A 21,466-nucleotide genomic window follows, 5' to 3' on the forward strand; every position below is an offset into this window, starting at 1 on the left:
CTGCGCATTATATTGGTTGCGAACCTCGGCGGTCCCTGGACCAGCTGAGGAGGCAATCATGTTGAAGTTGCATGACGAGTTGATCACCGAACTCTCGAATTCGCTCACCACACAGAATTACAATCCCGTGGTCGTGGCGAACCACCGTCTCTACGCCCGCGCGTTTCTCGATTATCTGGCCGAGTGCGATATACAGGTCGAGACTGTGACGCCGCAGCAGGTCGATCAGTATTTTGGCTATGCGGTTCAGGATTTTGAGATCCAGTACGGTCGGCCTCCCAGTGCGCGTTGGCACATGTTGCCCCGCACCGCGATCGCCAAGCTCCTCCGGCTTGCTCAAGGCAATTGGCCCCCGGACGCAGAAATGATCGGTCCCGATGACGAGCATCGACATGAAATTTGCCGCGAATACGAGGCATGGCTGCGCGAGGAGCGCGGTTTGGCAAGCGCGTCCATTGCGGCGCTGATGTGGGAGGCGCGAAACTTCCTGCGATGGCAGTTCGACCGGGCCGGTGCCGCCAGCCTCGAAACGTTGAGCATCGTGGACATCGATCTCTACATGGACATGCGCGCGCCTGGTTTACGGCGCAAATCATTGGCCGATGTCGCTGAGCGTCTCCGTTCGGTGGTTCGCCATCTGCATCGGACGGGTCGCATCCCGACCGATCTGACGCCACACATCATCGGCCCCATGCTCTATGCCTACGAAGATGTGCCGTCGACGCTGGAAAGGAGCCAAATCGCCGCGGTTCTGGCGACAACGCAGGAGGACAGATCGCCACGCGGACTACGCGATTATGCGATACTTCAGCTGCTTGCCACGTATGGGCTGCGCGAAGGTGAGATATGCCGCCTTCGGCTCGATGACGTGGACTGGCGCGCAGAATCCCTCCGGATCTGCCACACCAAGACCAACGCGTACTCGTACATGCCGCTAATGGTGACTGTTGGTGAAGCGCTGCTGGATTATCTGCGCCTTGGGCGGCCCCAGGTTGAAGTGCGGGAAATCTTCGTCCGATCCTGCGCACCCTATATCGCAATGACGAACCTGTACGGCATGATCCGCGGTCGGTTGGCCGCCGCAGGCGTAGTGCCAGCAGGAAAGCGGGGGCCGCATGTCTTCCGCCACGCACGTGCGGTCGAAATGCTGCGGGCATCGGTCCCGCAAAAGATCATCGGCGACGTGCTCGGGCATCGATCCACCGAATCCACCAATACTTATCTCAAACTGGCAACAGATGATCTCCGAGCCGTGGCACTCGAGGTGCCTGGAATGGAGGTGCTGTCATGAGCGCCTGGCACGATCCCGATCGCACCGTCGTCGACGCCTTCCTGGTAAAATCGCAGTTCCGGCCGGGAAGCGTACCGACATATCGCTGGTTCCTTTGCACCTTCGAAGATGTTGCCCGCCGGCATCCGGCGGTGGACCGGCAGATGCTCGACGCCTGGCTGAAGGAGATGCAAAAACGTTGGCGATTGTCGACGCTGCTCAATCAGGTCTGCATTGTCGACCGCTTCCTCGACCACCTCGTCGAAATCGGGCTGATCGCCGACAACCCTGTTGCTGCACTTCGCCGTCGGTACAACGTCAAGCAAAGCAAGCCGATCTGGCGGGCCTTGGCTTCCCCGAATCCCGACGAATCCTTGGCCGCGTTACGACGGCCTGCGCCCTTCGGCAGCGTGCTGGGTGACTTCATGCAAGACCATGTCATGCTGATGCGCAGCCGGGGATATCAATATGAAGCGCAGGCTCACTGGCTGCTGCGGTTCGATCGGTTCCTTCAGGCCCGTCCCGACCTCGCGGAGCAACCACTTGAGGCAATGATTGCGAGCTGGGCGGCTGCCAAGCCGACCCGCAACCACGCGGCTGAATGCCAGAAGCTGGCGCGCATCCTGACCAAGGCGCGGTTCCGCCTCGATCCGACTATCCCGCCAAAGCGCTTCAATCCCCGGCCAGAGCGGGAAGTAGCGCGGGAGCATCGGCAACCGCATATCTTCAGCCCGGCTGACGTTCGGCGTATGCTCGATACCGCACGGACTTATCCGTCGCCGGACGCTCCGCTGCGGCCGTTGACCCTCTACACCATGATCATGCTGGCCTATTGTGCCGGGCTACGGCGAAGCGAGCTGGCATGGCTCGATCTTGGTGACGTGGACCTGCAATCAAGCACGATCACGATCCGGGAAACGAAGTTCTACAAGACCAGGATCTTGCCTCTATCCGACAGTGTCGCGGTCGAACTGCGCGCGTACATCGATGCGAGGCGGCGCGCTGGCGGCCCACAGAACCCGAAATCAGGGCTGTTCTGGCATGCCCACTTAAATGACCGCTACAGGCCCGAGGCGGTTACGACAATGATTACCAACGTCATGCGCCGTGCTGGGCTCAAGCCCGCTTCGGGCCGGACCGGGCCGCGGGTCCATGACCTTCGTCACTCGATGGTGGTGAACCGCATCCTCCAGTGGTACCGGTCCGGCATTAACCCTCAGGAAAAACTGCACTTCCTCTCGACCTACATGGGGCACCGGGATCTCCACTCCACGCTGGTCTACATCACCGTCACGCAGGATCTGTTGCAGGAAGCCAGTGAACGGTTCCGCGCGCTCGGCGCCCCGTGCCTTGTCACGGAGGCGCGGCCATGAGGAAAGGCAATCCATTGCCCGCGTTGTTGCGGGCGTTCTTCCAGGAGTGGCTGGCCGAGCAGCGCAGCGCGTCAATCCACACGATCCGCTCTTATCGCGACACCTGGCGGCTGCTGCTTCGGTTCGTCGCGGAGCGAAAAGGCTGCGGGGTCGCGCGGCTGACGCTCACCGACGTCTCGGCCGGCGAGGTGCGCGCGTTCCTTCATCATACCGAGCATGGCCGCAAGACCACGATCGGCACGCGGAACTGCCGACTGGCCGCCATCCGCAGCTTCTTCAGCTTCGTGGCGGACAAGAATCCGGAATACATCGCGCAGTGCTCAGAGGTCCTGGCTGTTCCGTTGAAGCGGGAGCCCACCTCCGCGCCGTGCTACCTCGAGCCCGAGGAGGTCGAGGCCATCCTCGCCCAGCCCAACCGATCGACACTCGAAGGGCTGCGCGACCATGTACTGCTCTCGTTCCTCTATAACAGTGGCGCGCGAATCCAAGAGGCGCTTGACCTCTGTCCCGAAGCAATCCGGTTCGATGCACCGAACTTCGTGCGTCTTTACGGCAAGGGGCGCAAGGAACGCATCTGCCCGCTCTGGCCAGAAACCGTGGCATTGCTCAGGAAGCTACTGGAGCGACAGCCGCGTGCGCCCGATGAGCGGATCTTCGTCAATCGATACGGTGAACCGCTAGGGGCGTCAGGGGTGCGGTTCAAGCTCAACGCCTACGTGGAACAAGCCGCGAAATCGACGCTGACCCTCCAGTCAAAACACGTTACGCCTCACAGCTTCCGGCACGCGACCGCCGTCCACCTCGTTGCCGCCGGGGTCGATATCACCGTCATCCGCAGTTGGCTCGGGCACGTCAGTCTCGATACGACCAATCACTATGCTCAGGCCAATCTGGAGACCAAACGAAAGGCGCTGGAACAGGTTGGCGCCCCGGCGGCGAGCAACGTGCCACCTTCGTGGAAGCGAGATGCCAATCTGATGGGATGGCTCGACACCCTATAGAATAATGTGAAGGACGTGGCGAAATGTTCCGCAGCTTTGCAGGACTACGCCGCGTTCCTCCGCATTACCGCTTCCTCGCGATAAGCGGTTATCCATACCAATCTGCGCGAGGCGCTCGAGGAAACTCGCATCGTCGATCAGGACAGCGGCAACACGCTCAACAGCGGTGCCAAGTCGGCCGCGCTGTCGATTTTCGAGGGAACCAAGCAGCGCTTCTTTGCCCAGCTCCTCCTCTCGATGAAATTGCCGAGCCTGATACCGGCAATCGACGCGGCGCTAGCGGATGGACATGCCGCGGTCGTCCAACTTGTTTCGACCGCTGAGGCCATGCTCGATCGCCGCCTTGCTGATCTTTCCGATGAGGAACGCGAAGACCTCGAAATCGATCTCAGTCCCCGCGACTATGTCTAATCTGGATCTCAAGATTAGACATACTCTTTGCAGTCATATTTTATGTCGAGTGCCGCCGCCGGGGGCGCGGATTTACGTCGTTTCGTCATGATTTTACTCCAGATAATTACAGGTTCTTCGACCTCAACAAGTCGAAGGATCCACCATGCCAACAAGATCATTTGTGTCGTTTCGGCGTGTGCCGTGCACGATCGAAGATCCGCCCAGTCACGACGCCTTGCTCACCGCATTCCTCTCCTCTCTGTCGGTCGACGAGGGCACAGCCTGTGCGGTCCTGTTCGGCGCGGCGGTCCGGCATTTTCTGTGTTGGCTGAGACTGCGCAGTATTTCGATCGGCGCGGTCGACGATCACATCACACGCCGGTTTGAGAAGCATCGATGCCGGTGTCCGGGGTATTCAGCGCAGGTGCCTGCCTACAAGGCTGATATTGCAGCGCGTGTCAGGCGTTTTGTCAGGTTTCTCGAAGACCAGGGCTTCATCGCCGTAGCCGATGGGATCGACGATTTCGGACGTCACCTCGCCGACTATTCGGATGTAATCGACGGCCTCCAGTTCGCCAAGGGGGTGTCGCAAGCCTACAGATCGGAGGCGGAGCACTTCGCGGCTTGGCTTCGCATTACGCGCCGATCGTGGGCCGATATCGACGATACGATCATCGACCACTACGCCACACACGATTGCCGCTGTCCGGTCTGGCGTAAGCGAGGCAAGCTGGTCGCCACGGGCACGAAGCGGCGACGGCGATGCGCTCGGCACTTGGTCGAGTTTCTGCGAGGTCGGGGCGTCATCCCGTCGGTTGAGCCGGTGGCAGACGATGACCGGCACATGTCGGCTTATCTGACATGGCTCAAGCAACATCGCGGTGCCAGCGACGAGACGATCCGGCGTTACCGGGCCGACATCGCGCGGATGATGCCCATGCTGGGCGAGCCTTCACAATGGGATGCGGCTGCTCTCAGGCGCGCGCTCCAACGACGAAGCAAGGAGACGCCGGGTTCCGCGTCTCTGCTCGTCACGATAATGAAGAGCTACATTGGGTTTCTGATAGTGCAAGGCGATTGCCGACCGGCATTGTTGCACGCCATTCCATCAGTGACGCGGTACCGCCTTTCAACGTTGCCCCGTTATGTCGACCCCGCAACGATCGAGCAGATCATTGCGGCCTGCCCCACAGATCGTCCGGTGGAAGTCCGGGATAAGGCCATCATTCTCCTGCTCGCCAGGCTTGGCCTGCGCGCCGGTGATATTCGGGATTTGCGCCTCGACGACATCGACTGGCGGTCAGGTCATCTGAAGGTGAAGGGCAAGACACGTCGGCCAGACCGACTGCCCTTGCCTCAAGATGTCGGCGACGCGATCCTGGCTTACATCGTCACGGCCCGCCCCAAGGCTGTCGATCAGCACGTCTTCTTGCGCTCGCAAGCTCCGTTCCGGTCGTTCCGGTCGTCCGCCGAGATCGCTGGGATAGTCGCACGCACGCGAGAGCGCGGCGGGATCGAGGGATTGCCGACCGGATCGCACATATTCCGGCATTCGCTCGCCACCAACATGCTGCGCGCGGGTGCGGGTCTGGAGTCCGTGGGGACCGTCCTGCGGCACAGCTCGCCTGAGAGCACAGCCATCTACGCCAAGGTCGATCTGCCGATGCTCACAAAGATCGCCCAGCCCTGGCCAGGAGACTTGCCATGCTGAACATGATTTCGAGATACGTTGCGCTCCATCGCAGCCTGGGACGGAAGTTCTCCGCACAGGACCGGCTGCTCCGCCTCTACGCGGATTTCGCCGCAGGCTTCGGTGATCGGTACACCAACATTCAGCGGATCTACGATTGGTGCCGCACATCATCTTCGCAGAATGTGGCCCGACACCGGTTCGACACTGTGCGCAACTTCAGCCTTTTTGCCCAAGCCGAAGATGCAGGTTACGAGGTTCCCCCCGCGGGTGTCTTCGGTCGAGGCAAGAGACCTCGTCCGACGCCTACCATCATCGAACCGGACCAGGTGCGGGCGATCATGAGGGCGGCGTTGGACGTTCCGCCGCAGGACATGATCAGCCCCCACACGTACCATTACCTGTTCGGCTTGCTCGCGGCGACGGGCCTGCGGATATCCGAAGCTCTGGCGTTACAATGCACCGACCTTGTCGAGGATGGCCTGATCGTCCGCAATGGCAAGTTCGGCAAGCAGCGCCTGATCGCTTTGCAGCCATCGACCCGCCAAGCGCTTGAAGCCTACCTTGTTATCCGCGACAGGCTCGGGGCCAAGGGCAGCGATCTGTTCGTTTCCATCCGGGGACGAGCACCCACCAAGACCAGGGCTCACGTTGTTTTTGTAAGGCTGGCCCGTCAACTCGGTTATCGCGGACCGACCGGCACCTCAGGCATGAGGCTCCATGACTTAAGGCATACATTTGCCGTACGCTCTCTTGAGTCCTGCCCGGCCGACAGGGAAGCCATTGCGCACCACATGGCCGGGCTCAGTGTCTATCTGGGGCACGTGTCGGTCGCCAACACGTATTGGTATCTCGAAGCTACCCCGGTTTTGCTGCGCGACATCGCGGCCGAGAGCGAGCACTTTTACCTGGGAGAAGCGGCATGACGGCGCTCGCTCCCCACCTCTCGGCATACTTGCGTGAACATCTCCCACGGGATCGTGCCGTCAGCCCGCACACGGTGAAGACCTATGCCAACTGCTTCGTCATCCTCGTCCAGTTTGCTGCCGATCGGCTGAAGCGCCGGCCGACCGATCTCGAGGTAGAAGATCTCGGCACCGAGATGATCTTGGACTTTCTTGACCATGTCGAGACCGGGCGCGGCAGCTGCGTACGGACCCGCAATGGCCGGCTCGCCGCGATCCGGTCCTTCTTCCGTTACATCGAGTTTCGGGTTCCGGCCTGCCTAGACCAGGCGCTTCGCGTTCGATCAATCCCCAGCAAGAAGACAGACATGGCGCTGATCGACTACCTGGATCGGACAGAGATCAAGGCATTGCTCGATGCCCCGGATCCCCGGACACGCCTCGGCACCCGCGATCGCGCCATGCTGCATCTGGCGTATGCCTGCGGACTCAGAGTGTCGGAACTCGTGTCGGTGCAATTGAACGATTTCCCGGACCGCTCACTTTCCACCGTGCACATCATGGGCAAGGGCCGTCGCCAACGGGTTCTGCCGCTCTGGAAGGAGACACAGGCCGCCTTGCGCGCCTGGCTGGCGATCCGCCCCAAAGCCGAGGCACCCGAGATATTCCTCAACGCCAACGGGCAACGCATGACCCGCGATGGGTTTGCATTCCGACTGGACGAACACGTCAAGACTGCGGCAGCAAAGCAGCCGTCGATCCTTGGTAAGCGCGTAACGCCGCACGTGCTGCGCCATTCCTGCGCGATGCATACGCTCGCGGCGACCGGAGACATCAGGAAGGTCGCGCTCTGGCTTGGTCACGCAAGCATCCAGAGCACCGAGAGCTATCTGCGCGCCGATCCCGACGAAAAGCTGCAGATTCTCGCGGCCCATGGCGCGCCGGCGATCAAACCTGGGCGCTTCAAGCCGCCCTCAGACGCCTTGATCACAATGCTCACCGATGTTCGGAGGCGGGCGTAGCTCGTCCCCGGACCATTCCGCCGACGCCCATATTATCTGGAGTAAAATCATGACGAAGCGACGCAAATCCGTGCCTCCGGCAGCGGCACTCGACATAAAATATGACTGCAAAGAATACGTGATCGATTATCTCGCCAAGAGCTTCCCCGTGCGGCTTATGGCGGTGTTCACCGACGAGAATGGCAATCCCCGTTCCGAACCCATGGTCGACGAGCAGGGGCAGCCGGTCCTGTGCCGCTCTGCACTTGCCGCGCGCGACCGGATGATCGAGCAGCTGTGCGCTCTCCCGCCGATCGCAACTGCGCTCGATGCGATCATTGAGCGCTTCGGGGTCGATGCGGTCGCCGAAGTGACCGGCCGCAGCCGGCGACTTATCATTGGACGTGATGGTCGGCAGAAGCTCCAGTCGCGCAGTCCGCGCGCCAACATCGCCGAGACCCAGGCCTTCATGGATGGCAGCAAGCGCATCCTGGTCTTTTCCGATGCCGGTGGCACGGGGCGCAGCTACCATGCTGACCTTTCCGTCCGGAACCAGGCACGGCGCGTCCATTTCCTTCTGGAGCCTGGCTGGAGGGCGGATGCCGCCATCCAGGGGCTTGGTCGCACCAACCGCACAAATCAGGCTTCTGCGCCCTTGTTCCGGCCGGTCACGACCGACGTTCGCGGCGAACGCCGGTTCATCTCGACGATTGCCCGGCGGCTTGACAGCCTTGGTGCGCTGACCCGTGGCCAACGCCAGACTGGCGGTCAAAACCTCTTCGATCCCGCCGACAACCTCGAAAGCACATATGCCAAGGAGGCGCTGAACCGCTGGTTCGGGCTTCTGTTCATGGGCAAACTCGAGGCTGTCGGCCTTTCCAGGTTTCAGGACCTGACCGGGCTGAGGATTGAGGGTGTTGTCGGGAGTTTGGTAGACGATCTGCCGTCGATCCAGCGCTGGCTCAATCGCATCCTGGCGCTGCCGATTGCGCTGCAAAACGCGATCTTCGACGAGTTCATCTCCCTGGTTGAGGCACGGGTCGATGCCGCACGACAAGCTGGAACCCTCGATCTTGGCGTTGAGACGATCGCCGTCGAAAGCTTCGAAGTCATGTCCGATACGCTGCTGCGAACCGATGCCACGTCCGGAGCGACCACGCATCTGCTGGAGCTGGAGATTGCCCGGGCTCTGAAGCCGCTGACGCTCAAACGGCTCGGCGAACACTTTGGTCTCGACACCGCGCGGCATCGCCTGATGCATAACGCCCGGTCCGGCCGTGTCGCTCTGCTGGTCCCGGCGCGCAGCCTGCTCTCTGACGAGGGCACACGCATCGCTCGTTTTGAGATGATCCGCCCGCTCAAGCGCACGCATATTCCCGCAGAGCAACTCGCCGAGAGCAGCTGGGAGGTGATCGAACAGCCGGAGTTCGAACGCCTGTGGCAGGCCGAGGTCGATGAGGCGACGTCAAGCTGCAAGCGTGAACGGCTTCACTTGGCTACCGGACTGCTCCTGCCTGTCTGGGACAAGCTGCCTTCGGACTACGTCCGGGTCAGCCGGATCGCGGCAAAGGATGGGAGTTCGCTCCTTGGCCGAGAAGTGCCGGTCCATAGTGTGCCCGACCTGTGCCGTTCGCTTGGCCTTGAGGAGGCCAGCGTCTTGTCTGCCGAAGATATCGTGCAGGCTGTCATGCGATCGGGTCGCCCGATGGAAGTGCGGGGCAGGGAGGCGCTGACCCTCAAGCGAAGCCTCGTCAACGGCGCGCAGCGACTTGAGCTTGCTGGTTGGTCGGCCGCTCGGCTCGACTGGTACAAGGCGCAGGGCTGCTTTACGGAAATCATCCGGTATCAGACGCGCCTGTTTGTGCCCACTGACCAGGCGAACGCGATCTTGGCCCGTCTGACCCGGTAGATCCGCTGTGATGACGGATCAGGCGGCGATCTTTTCGACCTTGATGTCCTTTTCGTGGCGGCGAGCCTCGGCAAGGTCGTGCGCCGCCTGCATCCGCAGCAGACTGTCTGCCCTGAGGCCAAACGCCTTTTCAAACCGGATCGCCATCTCGGCCGATATGCCGGCCCGGCCATTGAGCAGGCTGCTCATCGCCTGGCGCGAGACACCGAGCTTCTCGGCTGCGGCCGAAACGGTGAGGCCATGCGGCTCGACGATCTCAGTGCGCAGCCAGACACCGGCATGAACCGCAAAGCTGGGGTGAAGCTTGATAGCCATCAGTGATAGTCCTCCAGATCCAGATCTTCGATGGCGTTCGCCGCGTTGATCCGGAATGTCATTCGCCAGTTGCGCGTTACGGTCAGGGACCAGGTGCCAGACCTGTCCCCGCTCAGCAGATGCGCGCCAAAATTTGGCGGCACCAGAAGTTCGTCAGCCATCTCGATTACCGACAGCCAGGCGAGCATATTGCGAAGGCGCGCCACCAGATTTCCTGACAGTCCCTTGGCCTTGCCGGTTTCGGCAAAGCTTCGCAGCGCCTTGTGCGAGATGCTCTCGATTTCCACGCCGCTTGATACGCAAATTTCTGCCAAGCGTCAAGTGTCGCTTGTCAGATTGAATTTCTCTGAAACTTCGCGATTCGGAGCGAATTGACCCCATCATGCGTGGCCGAATCGGGATTTCGGAGCGCTCGGCCTGTCCAGTTACAATCCTGTAATCGCCCCTTTGAAGCGGCATAGCGGCTCAAACAGACAGCGGCCTTGGACGGGTCGTTAGCAGACAATCCCGATACGCAAGAAGAGAGGGGAGGGGGCTTTGCTTTGATGAGCCGATTGGGCGCCGATGGTCGGTCTGCCGGGCTCGCAATCAGGAGTATGTGCCATGATCCGAACGATCCCGTTGAACAAGCTCGTCCAGTCCCCCCGCAACGTTCGCAAGCATTCCGACGCCGCAGCCGATGCCGAACTCGCAGCGAGCATCGCCGCGCTCGGCCTCTTGCAGAACCTCATTGTCCGGCCTGGCGCCAAGGGTAAGTTCGAGGTCGAGGCGGGTGAACGCCGCCGCCGGGCGATGCTTGCGCTCGCCGACGACAATGTGCTGCCGCGCGATCACCAGGTGACCTGCCTGGTCCTTGAAGACACGGCGGAAGCTGCGGTCGAGACCAGCCTTGCCGAAAACTTCCACCGCCTCGCGATGAACCCTGCCGACGAAGCCGTTGCCTTCGCTTCGCTGATCGAAGGCGGCGCCTCCATCGAAGACGTCGCTCGCCGCTTCGGGCTCACCGTTCGCTTCGTCGAAGGACGCCTGCGCCTCGCCAAGCTCGCGCCGGTTGTCTTCGAGGCGCTCGCCGGTGGTGAGATCACGCTCGACCTGGCCAAGGCCTTTGGTGCGACTTCGGATCAGGCGATCCAGGCGCAGGTCTTCGAGCAGGTATCCTCGGCCTATTACGCCCCCAACCCGGACAGCGTCCGGCGCATGGTCCTCTCAGGCACGGTCCGGGGCAACGATCCCCGGGCACGTCTGGTCGGGCGCGACGCCTATCTCGCTGCCGGTGGACGCATCGAGCGGGAGCTTTTCGACGACGATGACAGCGAGGCCTGGGCCGACATTGCATTGCTCGAAAATCTCGCTGCGGCGAAGATGGATGAACAGGCCAAGGCGCTCGCTGCTGAACAAGGGCTCGCCTGGGTCAAGCCGACGCTGGATCCTTATGCCAGCCACGATCTGGTCGATGGTTTGGTTCGTCTCCCGGCCGAACCCGCGCCGCTGACTGAGGCCGAACTCGCGCGGCTTGATGAACTCGACGTGTCCTATGACGAGTACGCGGCGATCCTCGAAGATGAGGACAGCGCCGAGGAAGCGGTGGCTGCTGCCGAGGCTGCGATCGAGGCGATCGAGCGCGAATGCCAGGATATCCGCAGCCGGCCGCCCGTGCTGTCGCCGGAACTCAAGGGCGACGCGGGCATGATCCTGACGTTGTCACGCGACGGTACGCCGGTGCTCCAGCCGGTCTTCTATGGTGAGCGTCAGTCCGAAGGTCCGGGTGACGATGATGGAATCGAGGTCATCACTGGAAGCGGCGACAACGGTCCGCGCCGCGCAGCCCTGTCCAAGCGCCTGGTCGACGAACTGGCGATGCAACGCCGCGATGTCCTTGCCCTCCATGTCGCGTCCGATCCCGGCCTTGCGCTGGACCTGCTTGTCTTCACGCTGGCCGATGGCGATACGCTCGACTGGCGTTCGCGCTCGGCGACCACAATTCGTGGCGGCGTGCCAGCAGGGCCAATCGTCGGGTTCGAAGCGAAGGATGCGCCTGCGAGTGCGGCGCTGGCTGACCTGAAGAGTGGCCTCGACGAAAGCTGGCGTGCCGGGGAGGATGTCGCCACCCGTTTTGATCGGTTCCGCAGCCTCGGCGACGACACTCGTGCAGCCTGGCTTGGGTTCGTTGTCGGTCGGACGTTCGAGGCCAGTCTCAACATGGCGGGTGACCGGCACATTGCCCTCCAGGATCGCTTGGGCCGCCAGATCGGCATCGACATGGCCCAATGGTGGCGCCCGACGGCGGCGAACTACTTCGACCGCGTGTCGAAGCAGGTCATTCTTGATGCGCTCGCTGACGTCGGCGGACCGGAACTCTCGGCAAGGTTCGCATCGGTCAAGAAGACTGACCTGGCGATGAGCGCCGAGCGAGTGTTCGCCGGGACCTACATTACCGAAGCCGAGGTGCGGGACCGTGCGATAGGCTGGGTTCCGGAGGTGATGCGCTTCGCCGATCCTGTGGAGATCATGCCAGCCGAACAAGACGAACTCGACGCTGAACACGTGACGCTTATTGGCAGTGCCAACGATGATTGCCCGGCCCCCCGTGAGATGGCTGCCTGACTTCCTCCTGACAGGTTAGTCGTCTCAACCCCTGAAGCGGTCCCTCCCATCTCGGGAGGGGCCGCTTCTGATGATGTCCCACATCGTGGTGTAGCTGGGTGTTGAGGTGGTCACCGTGATTTCCGGATAGGTTTGGGTTGGAAGACTCGAACCTGAAGGAAGGGACCACGATGACCGATACCATGATGCACCTGCGCTCGCTGGTGGAACAGACCCCCGACGCCGATATTTTGCGCGACATGATCTCGTTTGCCGCCGAGCGGCTGATGGAGATGGAAGTCGGCGGCCTGACCGGTGCGGCTTACGGCGAGAAGTCGCCCGCGCGGCTCGTCCAGCGCAATGGCCACCGCGAACGTGACTGGCAGACGCGCGCCGGGACTGTCGAGCTGCGTATCCCGAAGCTGCGGAAGGGCAGTTACTTCCCCGGCTTTCTCGAACCGCGCCGGATGGCGGAGAAGGCGCTGACAGCGGTGATCCAGGAGGCTTACATCCAGGGCATCTCGACCCGCTCGGTCGATGATCTGGTCAAAGCGCTGGGCATGGACGGCATCTCCAAGAGCCAGGTCAGCCGCTTGTGCGAAGATATCGACGAGCGCGTTCATGCCTTCCTCGACCGGCCGATCGAGGGCGACTGGCCGTACCTGTGGATCGACGCCACCTATGTGAAGGTCCGCCAGAACAGTCGGATCGTCTCGGTCGCGGTGATCGTCGCGGTCGGCGTCAACAGCGATGGACGGCGCGAAGTGCTCGGCATGGATATCGGCCCTTCGGAAGCAGAACCCTTCTGGACCGCCTTCCTGCGCAAGCTCGCCCGACGCGGCTTGCGGGGCGTGAAGCTAGTCATCTCCGATGCCCATGAAGGCATCAAGGCAGCGGTCTCCAAGCTGCTGTGCGCAACATGGCAGCGCTGCCGGGTGCACTTCATGCGCAACATCCTGGCCCACGCCGGCAAAAGCGGCAGGCGGGTCGTATCGGCCTTTATCGGCACCGCTTTCGCCCAGGAGACCGCCGAAGCGGCCAGTCAGCAATGGCGCGCCGTCGCCGACCAGATGCGGCCCAAACTGCCCAAGCTGGCCGCGCTGATGGACGAGGCCGAGCCCGACGTGCTCGCCTATATGACCTTCCCAAAGGAGCACCGCGCCAAGCTCCACAGCACCAACCCGATCGAGCGGCTCAATGGCGAGATCAAGCGCCGCACCGACGTCGTCGGCATCTTCCCCAACGAAGCGGCCATCACCCGGCTCGTCGGCGCCATCCTCATGGAACAGAGCGACGAGTGGGCCGTCCAGCGCGCCCGCTACATGACGCTTGAAACCATGGCACCGCTCAGCGATAATCCCATCATCATGCTCTCGGCTGTGCCCGAAACATGACTGGCCCGGACTGAGGCCGGAAAACGCGGGGGACGAACCCAGCTACACCACGTCCGGGGACATCATCCCGCTTCTTTTTTTGAATTGGGCCGTTGACACACAGTTCTGTCTTGGGCGCATGAACAACAGCAGCTGACATTCCGGTAATTTTGAGGAGGTGTCAGATTCCGCTGACATCTCTCCCATTCGAGACCGTTTTTGCCCTGCCCGATAGCGGTCACTCGTTCATATGGCTCCAAGGTAGGTTTCAGTATCGATCTCGTTTTCCTCGCACGCCGCCAATGGATGGCCTCGGCCAATGTGAGAACCCGTGCTCTTAAGTGATATTCCCACCGCAATCAGATACGGCTGAGAGCTGGATCGCCGGCTTGGAAATTGGTGAACTGCCACCCTCGATGCGCTGAAGGAAGCCCAGCCTAGGGCCGTTTCGCAAGCTCTAACAACGGTGATTCCGGGCCGCTCATGCCGCGCATAAGGCGATAACCCTTGGCCCGCAGGTCACTAATTTCGCCAAGCATATCATCGTGGCGCAGAGCAGCATGGCCGCCGCCCATCAGCGTAATCTCGACACTGTCGCAGAGATCTTCAACCACGAGACCTTCGCAAAAGTCGGAGAGCGCCGACCAGCCGAACGGCAGCTCCTCAAGACCTCCGAGGCAGGGTGTTCCAACGTCGATCCGCGCGCGACCGCAGGCTATCGCGGCGCCAAGCGGAACGGCGGCGAACCCGATGAAGCTGGAATCATCACGTCCCATGATAAGAGACGACATGCGAAGATGGTCGAGGGGATCAGTCCAATACCCTGCGCTCTTCATGATGCGGCTTAGCTTGCCAACGGCGGGCATCCTGAAATCAAACTCGGAATCGAAGATATTCTTGGCGTCGGGCTTGAGGAAGCCGCTCATGACGAATGGCTCGTCCGCAGAAACCTCGCCATTCTCACGCATGCGCCGAAACTCTCCGGCCAGAAACCATGTGTGGACTAGATATTGGAGGAAAGTCATGCCTAGCTGGGCGCGGTTGAGCAGGGTCTCGTCAATCCGGAACATGGCAAGATTAGCTGCGACAGCGATCGCGTCTTTTTTCATGTCATGCCGCGGATCATGTCCGCCACCGTCGAACTCGATAACAAACTCGGGTATCTGATCCTCGTCACAGACGCAGATGTCGAAATGCGCCTGCAGCGCGTACGTCCCAGTGGCACGTGTCGGGAGGGCGTTGATATCGACGACATCCGCGACACGGACCTTGCGGTAGATCTCCGCGCGGTAATGGCCAACCGTACCGATGACTTCCTCGTACAGGCGCTGCTCGCTGAGGTTTGAAAGGCGCTTCTTCATGGCGCGTCAGTAAATCCGGGTCACTTCGACCGCTGGCCAGGCAGTCACCCTGAAATCGTGGCGGTCGGGGCGGCCGGTCAACAATGCTGCGGAGTAAGGCGAGCGGGCGACCGAGTATCCCGCCGCATCGATCCAGTCGATCCCGTCGTCGCGGACAACGGGGCGCACATCATAGGATCCGCGCCGCCCATCCACTTGCGTGAGCTGTGCAACGCTCGCCCGTACTACATCGGCGGCATCTCTATCTGCCGCGAGCGACCTCTGCCACGCCAGGAAGCGTTGCGGATCTATCAACGTCTCCGGGGCGCGATCGAATCCCTCCTGGGCAAGCCAGGCTTCGAACTCTGGACGCCGAGCGGCGGCTTCCTCACGTGTTCGCGCCAACCCTTGCGCAAGCGCGAAGGCGATGAAGGGATCGAGGGTTCCCCAACGCAGCAGCTCACGGAACCAGAACCCGACCCAAGGCAGCCCGCTGGTTGCGCACCAAGTTTCGAGTGTGGGCGTTTCCAGCGCGCCGGCATTCTGACCCCAGGCCTGCGCCACCGCCGCGCCAACCGCGACCCCAAGTTTGAACTCGACATTCTCGGTGACAAACCTTTGCCACGCGCGAAGGCGCTCGGCGTCCGGTGCAACGGCGTCTGGCAGTTGCATCCACCATCCAACGACGCCGCGCCAGTTGGCTAGAACAAGTTGGTCGCCGACCGTGTCGCGGACGCGAAAGCCGATCCCTGGCTCCGCGCGCACCCGCTCACCCAGCCGGACGAGCAAAGCGAAGCGCTGCTCAGCCGTCCATGTGCCATATTCGCCCGCAGCTCGAAGCTCGGCGATCAGCTGCGGGGCGACCAGCTCAAAGCGGCGGCCGATATAGGGTGTGAAACCATATTGGTAGAGCCGCCGCCGTTGCTGGGGATCCGGGTAGAGCCTCTCGACAAAGGCTCGCCCCCGCTTGATGAAACTAGCTTCCAGCCACGCTTCCTCGGCAGCGGCAACCCTGGCGAATGTGCGCTGCCAAAGGGTGCGCAGGAACGCTTCGGTTCGAGCACCATCTAATCCCACCAGATCAATCCGCGTCAGTTCCTCGCTGGCGGCGAGAAGAAACCCGTCAAGTTCATCAAGGCTGTCGCCAAGCTGATCAGCCATTGTTCGCGAGCCGACGCCGAGATTGGCACCGGCCGCTTCGGGCAGCGTCGCTTCCAGCCAGGCCAGGAACTGCTCCAGTGTCTGCAGGCCGAGCTGAGCCGCCGCCTTTTGCCAGATCGAGCGTAACAACACGACCAGCGGACTGTGAACGACACCACCGGCGTCTTCTGCCTGAAGCCGACCCAGCAGATTGTTGTAGTCCCGCGCCGCCCGCTGGATTTGATTCAACTGCTCGTTGCGCTGTCCCGGCGCTGTGGTTGAGGGTGCCTCGGGTACTGCTACCAGCGTGATGCCCTCGATTGATTCGGCGGCGCCCGGCCGTCCGGCCCGGCCCGCCAGGTTGCGGAATTCCGCAGTCGACATCGGCACGACAATCGGCTGTTGCGCCTGCGTGTCAAAGCTTCGCCGTTCCAGACTGGTGAGGAAGATAATGTCGAACGGCAGGTTCACACCTTCCGTCAATGTCGCCGTCGCCAACGTGACCGGACAGATTCTGCGATCGATCAGATCCGTCATGAGCCGCCGTAGACGTTGCGGCATCTGGCCATGGCTTGTGGCGATACCGTGATCGAGCAGTCGCACCTCGAACGATTGTTCACCGCAATAATCGACGCAGGCCGCGCTGGTCTCCTGATAGCGCGCTTGTCCATCGAGATCTGCCGGGGGCACGAACGGTGGCACATTCTGCCAGCCGGGGAGGTCAAACGCCTCCGCATAGCGCTTCATCAGCCTTTCGGGCGACTGCGCCACAGATATCAGCACCCGCCGATTGCCCTCGAGCAGATGCAGCGCGGTCCAAAGCACATAGAGCTGATTGTAGTGCGGCAAGCTGTTTCGGATGATCGCGGCGGGAAGCGGCATTGCCGGGATGCGCAGCGGCAGGTAGACCGGTGCGTCACGCCCGCGAACATACAGTGTCTGCCCGTTCATGATGTCAAGCACGGCTTCCGGCGCGCGCCGGGAATCGACCCGCAGCCCGCCGATCAGCTGCCGGCTGCTGCGATAGCTGAGCCCAACAGGCGTCGCATCCATCCGACCTTCAATCCACTGGGCAACGGGGAGCGCGGCGCCGCCAGCGACCGCAGTCAACGCGATCCGCGCCATGTCGGGCTTGATTGCCAGGAGCCGTGATACCATCGCCTCGAGCCGCATCGCGCGGCTACTGTGTGAGGCAAGCGCTTCCTGCGCCCCGGCGTCGTTCTCGCTAACCACCTGATGCGCCTCGTCGATGATGAGAAGGCGCAGCCGTTGGACGAGTAAGTGGCCGATATAGCGCATTAGCGCCTCGGCCTTCTCGACGGTCGCGATCAGCACCACAGGGCGATCGGCGGTCAGCCAATAGTCGGTGATGCCCCAGTCAGCCCCACCGTAGAGGCCCGTCACGATCAGGTCGCTGCCAAGTTCGGCCGTCAGCTTTGCTTCCACCTCGCTCGCCAAGGCCCGCGATGGCACGAGATACAGCGCCAGCGGCGCCTGCCCTGGTGGCGCATCGACGAGGAGCAGCTCCTTCACGATCGCGAGATTGGCGACAAGCGTCTTTCCCGATCCGGTCGGCGTACAGAGGGCAAAGCTGTCGCTCGCGATCAGACGCTCGAGACCCTGGACCTGCGACGTCCACAAGACGCCCCGACCACGGGCGAATTGCTCGCGGGCGAACCGCCACATACGAAGCTGCTGCTCTGGCGCGCGTGCGGCCAGCCGCGCGACGCGGCCATGAAGGCTGTTGGCCGCAAAGCGCCTCGCGGTCGCCTCGACAAGGTTGATCAGGATCCATAGCTCATCGCTGGACAGGCGGGTCGCCAGCGCGCTGAGCCCAGACAATTTGTCGATCGCCTGTTCGAGCCTGCCATCATTGCCCCGACGCAGGCTGTCGCCGATGAGGCCAACGGCCCTCACCAGCTCGACCACCACATACCAGCCGATCTTGCTGTCCGCGCGTGGCACCACGCCCACATCCGGTTCGCCTGCCACGAAAGCGGCTTGAGCATCGTCCTCGGCAGGATCGTCCGTCTCGGTATCCGCGTCGTCTTCGACGGCCAATAATGGCCCCGAGCCGTCGCGGCCGGTCAGCGCTGCGTGGTCGCTCCAAAAAGCTGCGGTGCGCGCGAGCAGCCGCTCGAAGTCCGCGCCGAGGAAGGCGGCGAAGATCTCGGCGACGCCGCCGCCGTAGCGACCCTGGCGCAGCAGACTCGTCGCCATCGCCGGCAATCCTGCCATCTGGTACGCACCCGCCGCGAGCAAGCCAACGGGCACGTCGCGCGTCACGGGATCGGAGGATCGTGCGAGCCACTCGAGCAGCTCTGCCGCGCGTCGATAGCAGCCGAGCGATTCCGGCGAGCCTTCGCCGTCGATCTCGCGGAAGATTCCTGCCGCATGCAGAAGCCGCCGCGCGTCATCGAACTGCTCATGCGATTCTCGCGGCCCCCACGCGATCGGCGGCACCTGCCACGAGGTTTGCAAACTTCGAACGAACAAACGAGCCTGCGCGGGCGTCAACTCATTCTCGGCGGCGCGATTGAAGCGTATGTTCATCGCCAACGCGCGGCGCTGCTCATCGAGCCGCGCCATCACGGGTTGACCCAGAGCGAGCGATAGAGCCGCTCGATGAGATCGACGCCACCCTCGACAACGAGTTCGACGACTTGGAGCGACCGCCCTGCGGTATATTCCACTGGTGGCGCGGCACCCGGCAAGTAGGTCTCGCCAGGGTTCCGTCGGGCGGCTTTGTTCCCGGCCACGAAGATCAAATCGGTTCGCGGAAGCGGGGCGCCGCCGATCAAAAGAGCGCGATCGAGCGACACGATCGCCTCAGCATACTGCTCGCGTGCCTTCTCGCACAGCAGTCGGTGCATCTGCTCCAGGCCCTGCGGCGCAGTCAGACCGCGGTTGAGCTCGTTCCAGACGCCATCATTAGAGCGGACCCGCGCTTCCGGTGGGCCGGTCCAGCCGCCGAGCATCATCTCGTCCATCACGCTTGGCGTGAGCGAAGCGCGCCACTTGGCCTCACCGGCAATGAAACGCACCACTTGGCCGGTGGCTGGATCGATCCCGAGCGCGATAAAATCGTTGCCATGGCGGCCGGAGATTTCCCGAACGCGCGCCGGATCCCGCGCCAGATCGAAGATATAGGCCTCGACCTCGGCATGGTAGCGGAACAGGAAGATCGGAATCGACCATTGGTGGCCGCCGACGAACTGGTAAGCCTGAGTCATCAGCCCGGCCATCACTTCGCCGAATAGACCCTTTTTGGCAGTCGCCGGAAGACAATTGGGATATTGCGCATTGCCGCCCGGTCCGTCGGCATCGGGATGCAAGTCGATCCGGGCGGCGCGGTGAAACACATCACGCGCGTCGAGGTGCGCGGACTCGAAATAGGGTCGCAGCTCGGCGACCATTCCATCATCCATCGGCTCCGCCTGCTCGAACAGCAGATGTCCGTAATTGCCGTTCACCCGTGCAACGCCGCGAAGCCAGCGGTTGAGGAGGGGCATTGGTGGGGGACAATTGTGGAGCATCGTATCGACCCTCACCAGATCGCGGTTTGAGGGATGGTCAACGTCTTCCCATCGACTAGGAGGATCCAACCTGCGCCATCGGCCGCGAGTACCTCGAACACACCATAATGCGCCTGGCGATGATGATTGGGGCACAGCACCATGACATTGCTTGCTTCGAGCACACCAGCCTGCAGCGTGCTCACCAGGATCACATGATGCGCTTCAGCATAAGGTTCACCGCTGCTTTTGACGAACGCGACCGCGTCGCGCCCCAGCGCTTCGCAGACCTGGCAGCGGTGCTTGCGCGCGGCTTTCACCATATCGCCGATCAGCCCGCGCTCGATCCGACGGCTGACCACGACGCGCCGTTTCGGAGGAAGGCTTGCGGCCATCGCTTGCAACGCCTTCAGCCCTGCATGGGAGCGCGAGCCTCGGATCGCCGCCAGGTCGAGCGGTGTGAACTCAGCATGTTGCGCCAGATGGGCGAAGCCGGCTGCCGGAAATGGCGTCGAGGCCCATTGCAGGCCTTTGCGCAGCAGGTCGAAGGATTCGTCGGCGGGTAGGTCTTTCGCGATGACAGGCTCATCGAATGTGGCGAGCCGCTCGAGGCGCACGCGATATTCTGGCTTTGCGCCAAGCACTGGATCGATAAAGAATTTGGGATCCGGCTCAGGCTGCTGCCTGGTCGCCTCCACGACTTCGACCAGCGCTACGATCGCAGCCGGAGTTCCCCGATGAGCCGTTCGGCGGATCACGCCAAGATCGCCGAGCTGGATCAAATCGCGATCATGCGGAGTCACATAATAGAGCAACGACCTCTCGCCCGATGATGTCCACGCATCGGCATCCCACCGCGTGGGATTGGCCTGGAAAATCCAGTATCCCGTCGGTGGGACCGATCGGCCTGCAGCAGATTTCGGTTGTGCCAACGGCGCGAAGGTCTCGGGAACCGCCATGACGGGCTGATTTCCCGCCTGCCAAATGCGAAACGAGCGATATTTGCCGGCGGCATGACGCAGCGTCGACATCGTTCGGTAGTAATCGCCTTTCGACACAATGCCCGGTGGGAGCGGCTTTTTCGCCGCGCCGTCCTTGGAGGAATATTGGAGCGCAGCGATCACCGTCGCCATCCCATCGGCATCGAAGGCGATATCGAGGTCGCCGAATGCTATTTCCAAGCGGTGGATGCGCGAGATCTGGTTGCCAGTAGTTTTATTGACGATCGTCAGGGTCGCTAGCCAGGCTCTATAGGCGTCTTCTTGCATATCCCCCGCCAAAATCTGATTGCTATGGGCAACCCTGCGCCAAACGATCACCATAGTGTCTTCAGTTAATCTTGTCGCGATTGCCTTGCCGACGTTGTGTTTTTTGTTTCCGATTCTGGCTCTGCGTCGGCGTGACAACCGAGCGGCAGTGCGCAGGCCATTCTTAGTCTGCGCCTCGAGCAGAGGTTATGCTTGAAAGGGCGCAGAGCCCCACTGATGCCATAGGCGCACTACCATTAAACGATAAATAGAACGAGCGGCCGCTTTTCAGGTGCAGCTTCCCGTTAGCCGCCTTTCCGGACTGTCCAAAATGTTCGTCATAGCGCCGCCGAGATGTGTTGGCGGTCGACGTAAACAGAACAAATGGACTCACCAACACTTCGTCGCGAA

General features: G+C 62.0%; 15 protein-coding genes and 1 pseudogene. 10 read left to right on the top strand and 6 right to left on the bottom strand.

What is annotated here, in order from left to right:
• The first annotated feature begins 58 nt into the window (after positions 1 to 58).
• The 8 genes and pseudogenes from NUH86_RS01870 to NUH86_RS01905 all read left to right on the top strand — a co-directional run bounded on the left by NUH86_RS01870 (position 59) and on the right by NUH86_RS01905 (position 9,542).
• On the top strand, positions 59 to 1,291 hold the full coding sequence (locus NUH86_RS01870; protein WP_007015824.1) for a site-specific integrase: 1,233 nt from the start codon (positions 59 to 61) through the stop codon (positions 1,289 to 1,291).
• Positions 1,288 to 2,643 (top strand): tyrosine-type recombinase/integrase, encoded by a 1,356-nt coding sequence (locus NUH86_RS01875; protein WP_009823940.1) that lies wholly within the window; start codon positions 1,288 to 1,290, stop codon positions 2,641 to 2,643. The genes NUH86_RS01870 and NUH86_RS01875 overlap by 4 nt, the downstream gene beginning before the upstream one ends.
• Positions 2,640 to 3,644 (top strand): site-specific integrase, encoded by a 1,005-nt coding sequence (locus tag NUH86_RS01880; RefSeq protein WP_009823939.1) that lies wholly within the window; start codon positions 2,640 to 2,642, stop codon positions 3,642 to 3,644. The genes NUH86_RS01875 and NUH86_RS01880 overlap by 4 nt, the downstream gene beginning before the upstream one ends.
• Positions 3,645 to 3,728: 84 nt before the next feature.
• A pseudogene (locus NUH86_RS24800) lies at positions 3,729 to 4,055 on the top strand (methylase); the annotation flags it as partial.
• Between the two features lie 145 nt (positions 4,056 to 4,200).
• Positions 4,201 to 5,748, top strand: coding sequence for a tyrosine-type recombinase/integrase (locus NUH86_RS01890; protein ID WP_267251014.1), 1,548 nt, complete (start codon positions 4,201 to 4,203; stop codon positions 5,746 to 5,748).
• The gene (locus NUH86_RS01895) at positions 5,742 to 6,653 is read left to right on the top strand and encodes a tyrosine-type recombinase/integrase (RefSeq protein ID WP_267251015.1); all 912 of its coding nucleotides are present in this window, start codon (positions 5,742 to 5,744) and stop codon (positions 6,651 to 6,653) included. Before NUH86_RS01890 ends, NUH86_RS01895 begins: the two co-directional genes overlap by 7 nt.
• On the top strand, positions 6,650 to 7,654 hold the full coding sequence (locus NUH86_RS01900) for a tyrosine-type recombinase/integrase (protein WP_267251016.1): 1,005 nt from the start codon (positions 6,650 to 6,652) through the stop codon (positions 7,652 to 7,654). The genes NUH86_RS01895 and NUH86_RS01900 overlap by 4 nt, the downstream gene beginning before the upstream one ends.
• A 202-nt stretch (positions 7,655 to 7,856) precedes the next feature.
• Positions 7,857 to 9,542 (top strand): strawberry notch C-terminal domain-containing protein, encoded by a 1,686-nt coding sequence (locus NUH86_RS01905; RefSeq protein WP_323749010.1) that lies wholly within the window; start codon positions 7,857 to 7,859, stop codon positions 9,540 to 9,542.
• A gap of 18 nt (positions 9,543 to 9,560) precedes the next feature.
• Here NUH86_RS01905 and NUH86_RS01910 read toward each other — a convergent pair whose 3' ends face one another.
• Positions 9,561 to 9,857 carry a HigA family addiction module antitoxin gene (locus NUH86_RS01910; protein ID WP_096061549.1) on the bottom strand — a complete coding sequence of 99 codons (297 nt, stop codon included), beginning with the start codon at positions 9,855 to 9,857 and terminating at the stop codon, positions 9,561 to 9,563.
• Positions 9,857 to 10,144, bottom strand: a complete 288-nt coding sequence (locus NUH86_RS01915) for a type II toxin-antitoxin system RelE/ParE family toxin (RefSeq protein ID WP_267251018.1) — start codon at positions 10,142 to 10,144, stop codon at positions 9,857 to 9,859. The genes NUH86_RS01910 and NUH86_RS01915 overlap by 1 nt, the downstream gene beginning before the upstream one ends.
• A 316-nt stretch (positions 10,145 to 10,460) precedes the next feature.
• Between NUH86_RS01915 and NUH86_RS01920 the strand changes: the two genes are divergently transcribed.
• Positions 10,461 to 12,461, top strand: coding sequence for a ParB/RepB/Spo0J family partition protein (locus tag NUH86_RS01920; RefSeq protein WP_267252004.1), 2,001 nt, complete (start codon positions 10,461 to 10,463; stop codon positions 12,459 to 12,461).
• Positions 12,462 to 12,631: 170 nt separating this feature from the next.
• A complete protein-coding gene (locus NUH86_RS01925; RefSeq protein WP_267251019.1) occupies positions 12,632 to 13,834 on the top strand; it encodes an IS256 family transposase in 1,203 nt (400 codons plus the stop codon).
• A gap of 416 nt (positions 13,835 to 14,250) precedes the next feature.
• Here NUH86_RS01925 and NUH86_RS01930 read toward each other — a convergent pair whose 3' ends face one another.
• From NUH86_RS01930 to NUH86_RS01945, 4 genes are all read right to left on the bottom strand, one after another.
• Positions 14,251 to 15,174, bottom strand: coding sequence for a DUF2726 domain-containing protein (locus tag NUH86_RS01930; RefSeq protein ID WP_267251021.1), 924 nt, complete (start codon positions 15,172 to 15,174; stop codon positions 14,251 to 14,253).
• Between the two features lie 6 nt (positions 15,175 to 15,180).
• Positions 15,181 to 18,882 carry a DEAD/DEAH box helicase gene (locus NUH86_RS01935; RefSeq protein WP_267251022.1) on the bottom strand — a complete coding sequence of 1,234 codons (3,702 nt, stop codon included), beginning with the start codon at positions 18,880 to 18,882 and terminating at the stop codon, positions 15,181 to 15,183.
• Complete coding sequence (locus NUH86_RS01940; protein ID WP_267251023.1) at positions 18,882 to 19,766, bottom strand: aminotransferase; 885 nt, start codon at positions 19,764 to 19,766, stop codon at positions 18,882 to 18,884. Before NUH86_RS01940 ends, NUH86_RS01935 begins: the two co-directional genes overlap by 1 nt.
• 74 nt (positions 19,767 to 19,840) lie before the next feature.
• Positions 19,841 to 21,130, bottom strand: a complete 1,290-nt coding sequence (locus NUH86_RS01945) for an EVE domain-containing protein (RefSeq protein WP_267251024.1) — start codon at positions 21,128 to 21,130, stop codon at positions 19,841 to 19,843.
• Positions 21,131 to 21,466 lie beyond the last annotated feature (336 nt).

It is taken from the genome of Sphingobium sp. JS3065 (assembly GCF_026427355.1).
Lineage (GTDB): Bacteria > Pseudomonadota > Alphaproteobacteria > Sphingomonadales > Sphingomonadaceae > Sphingobium.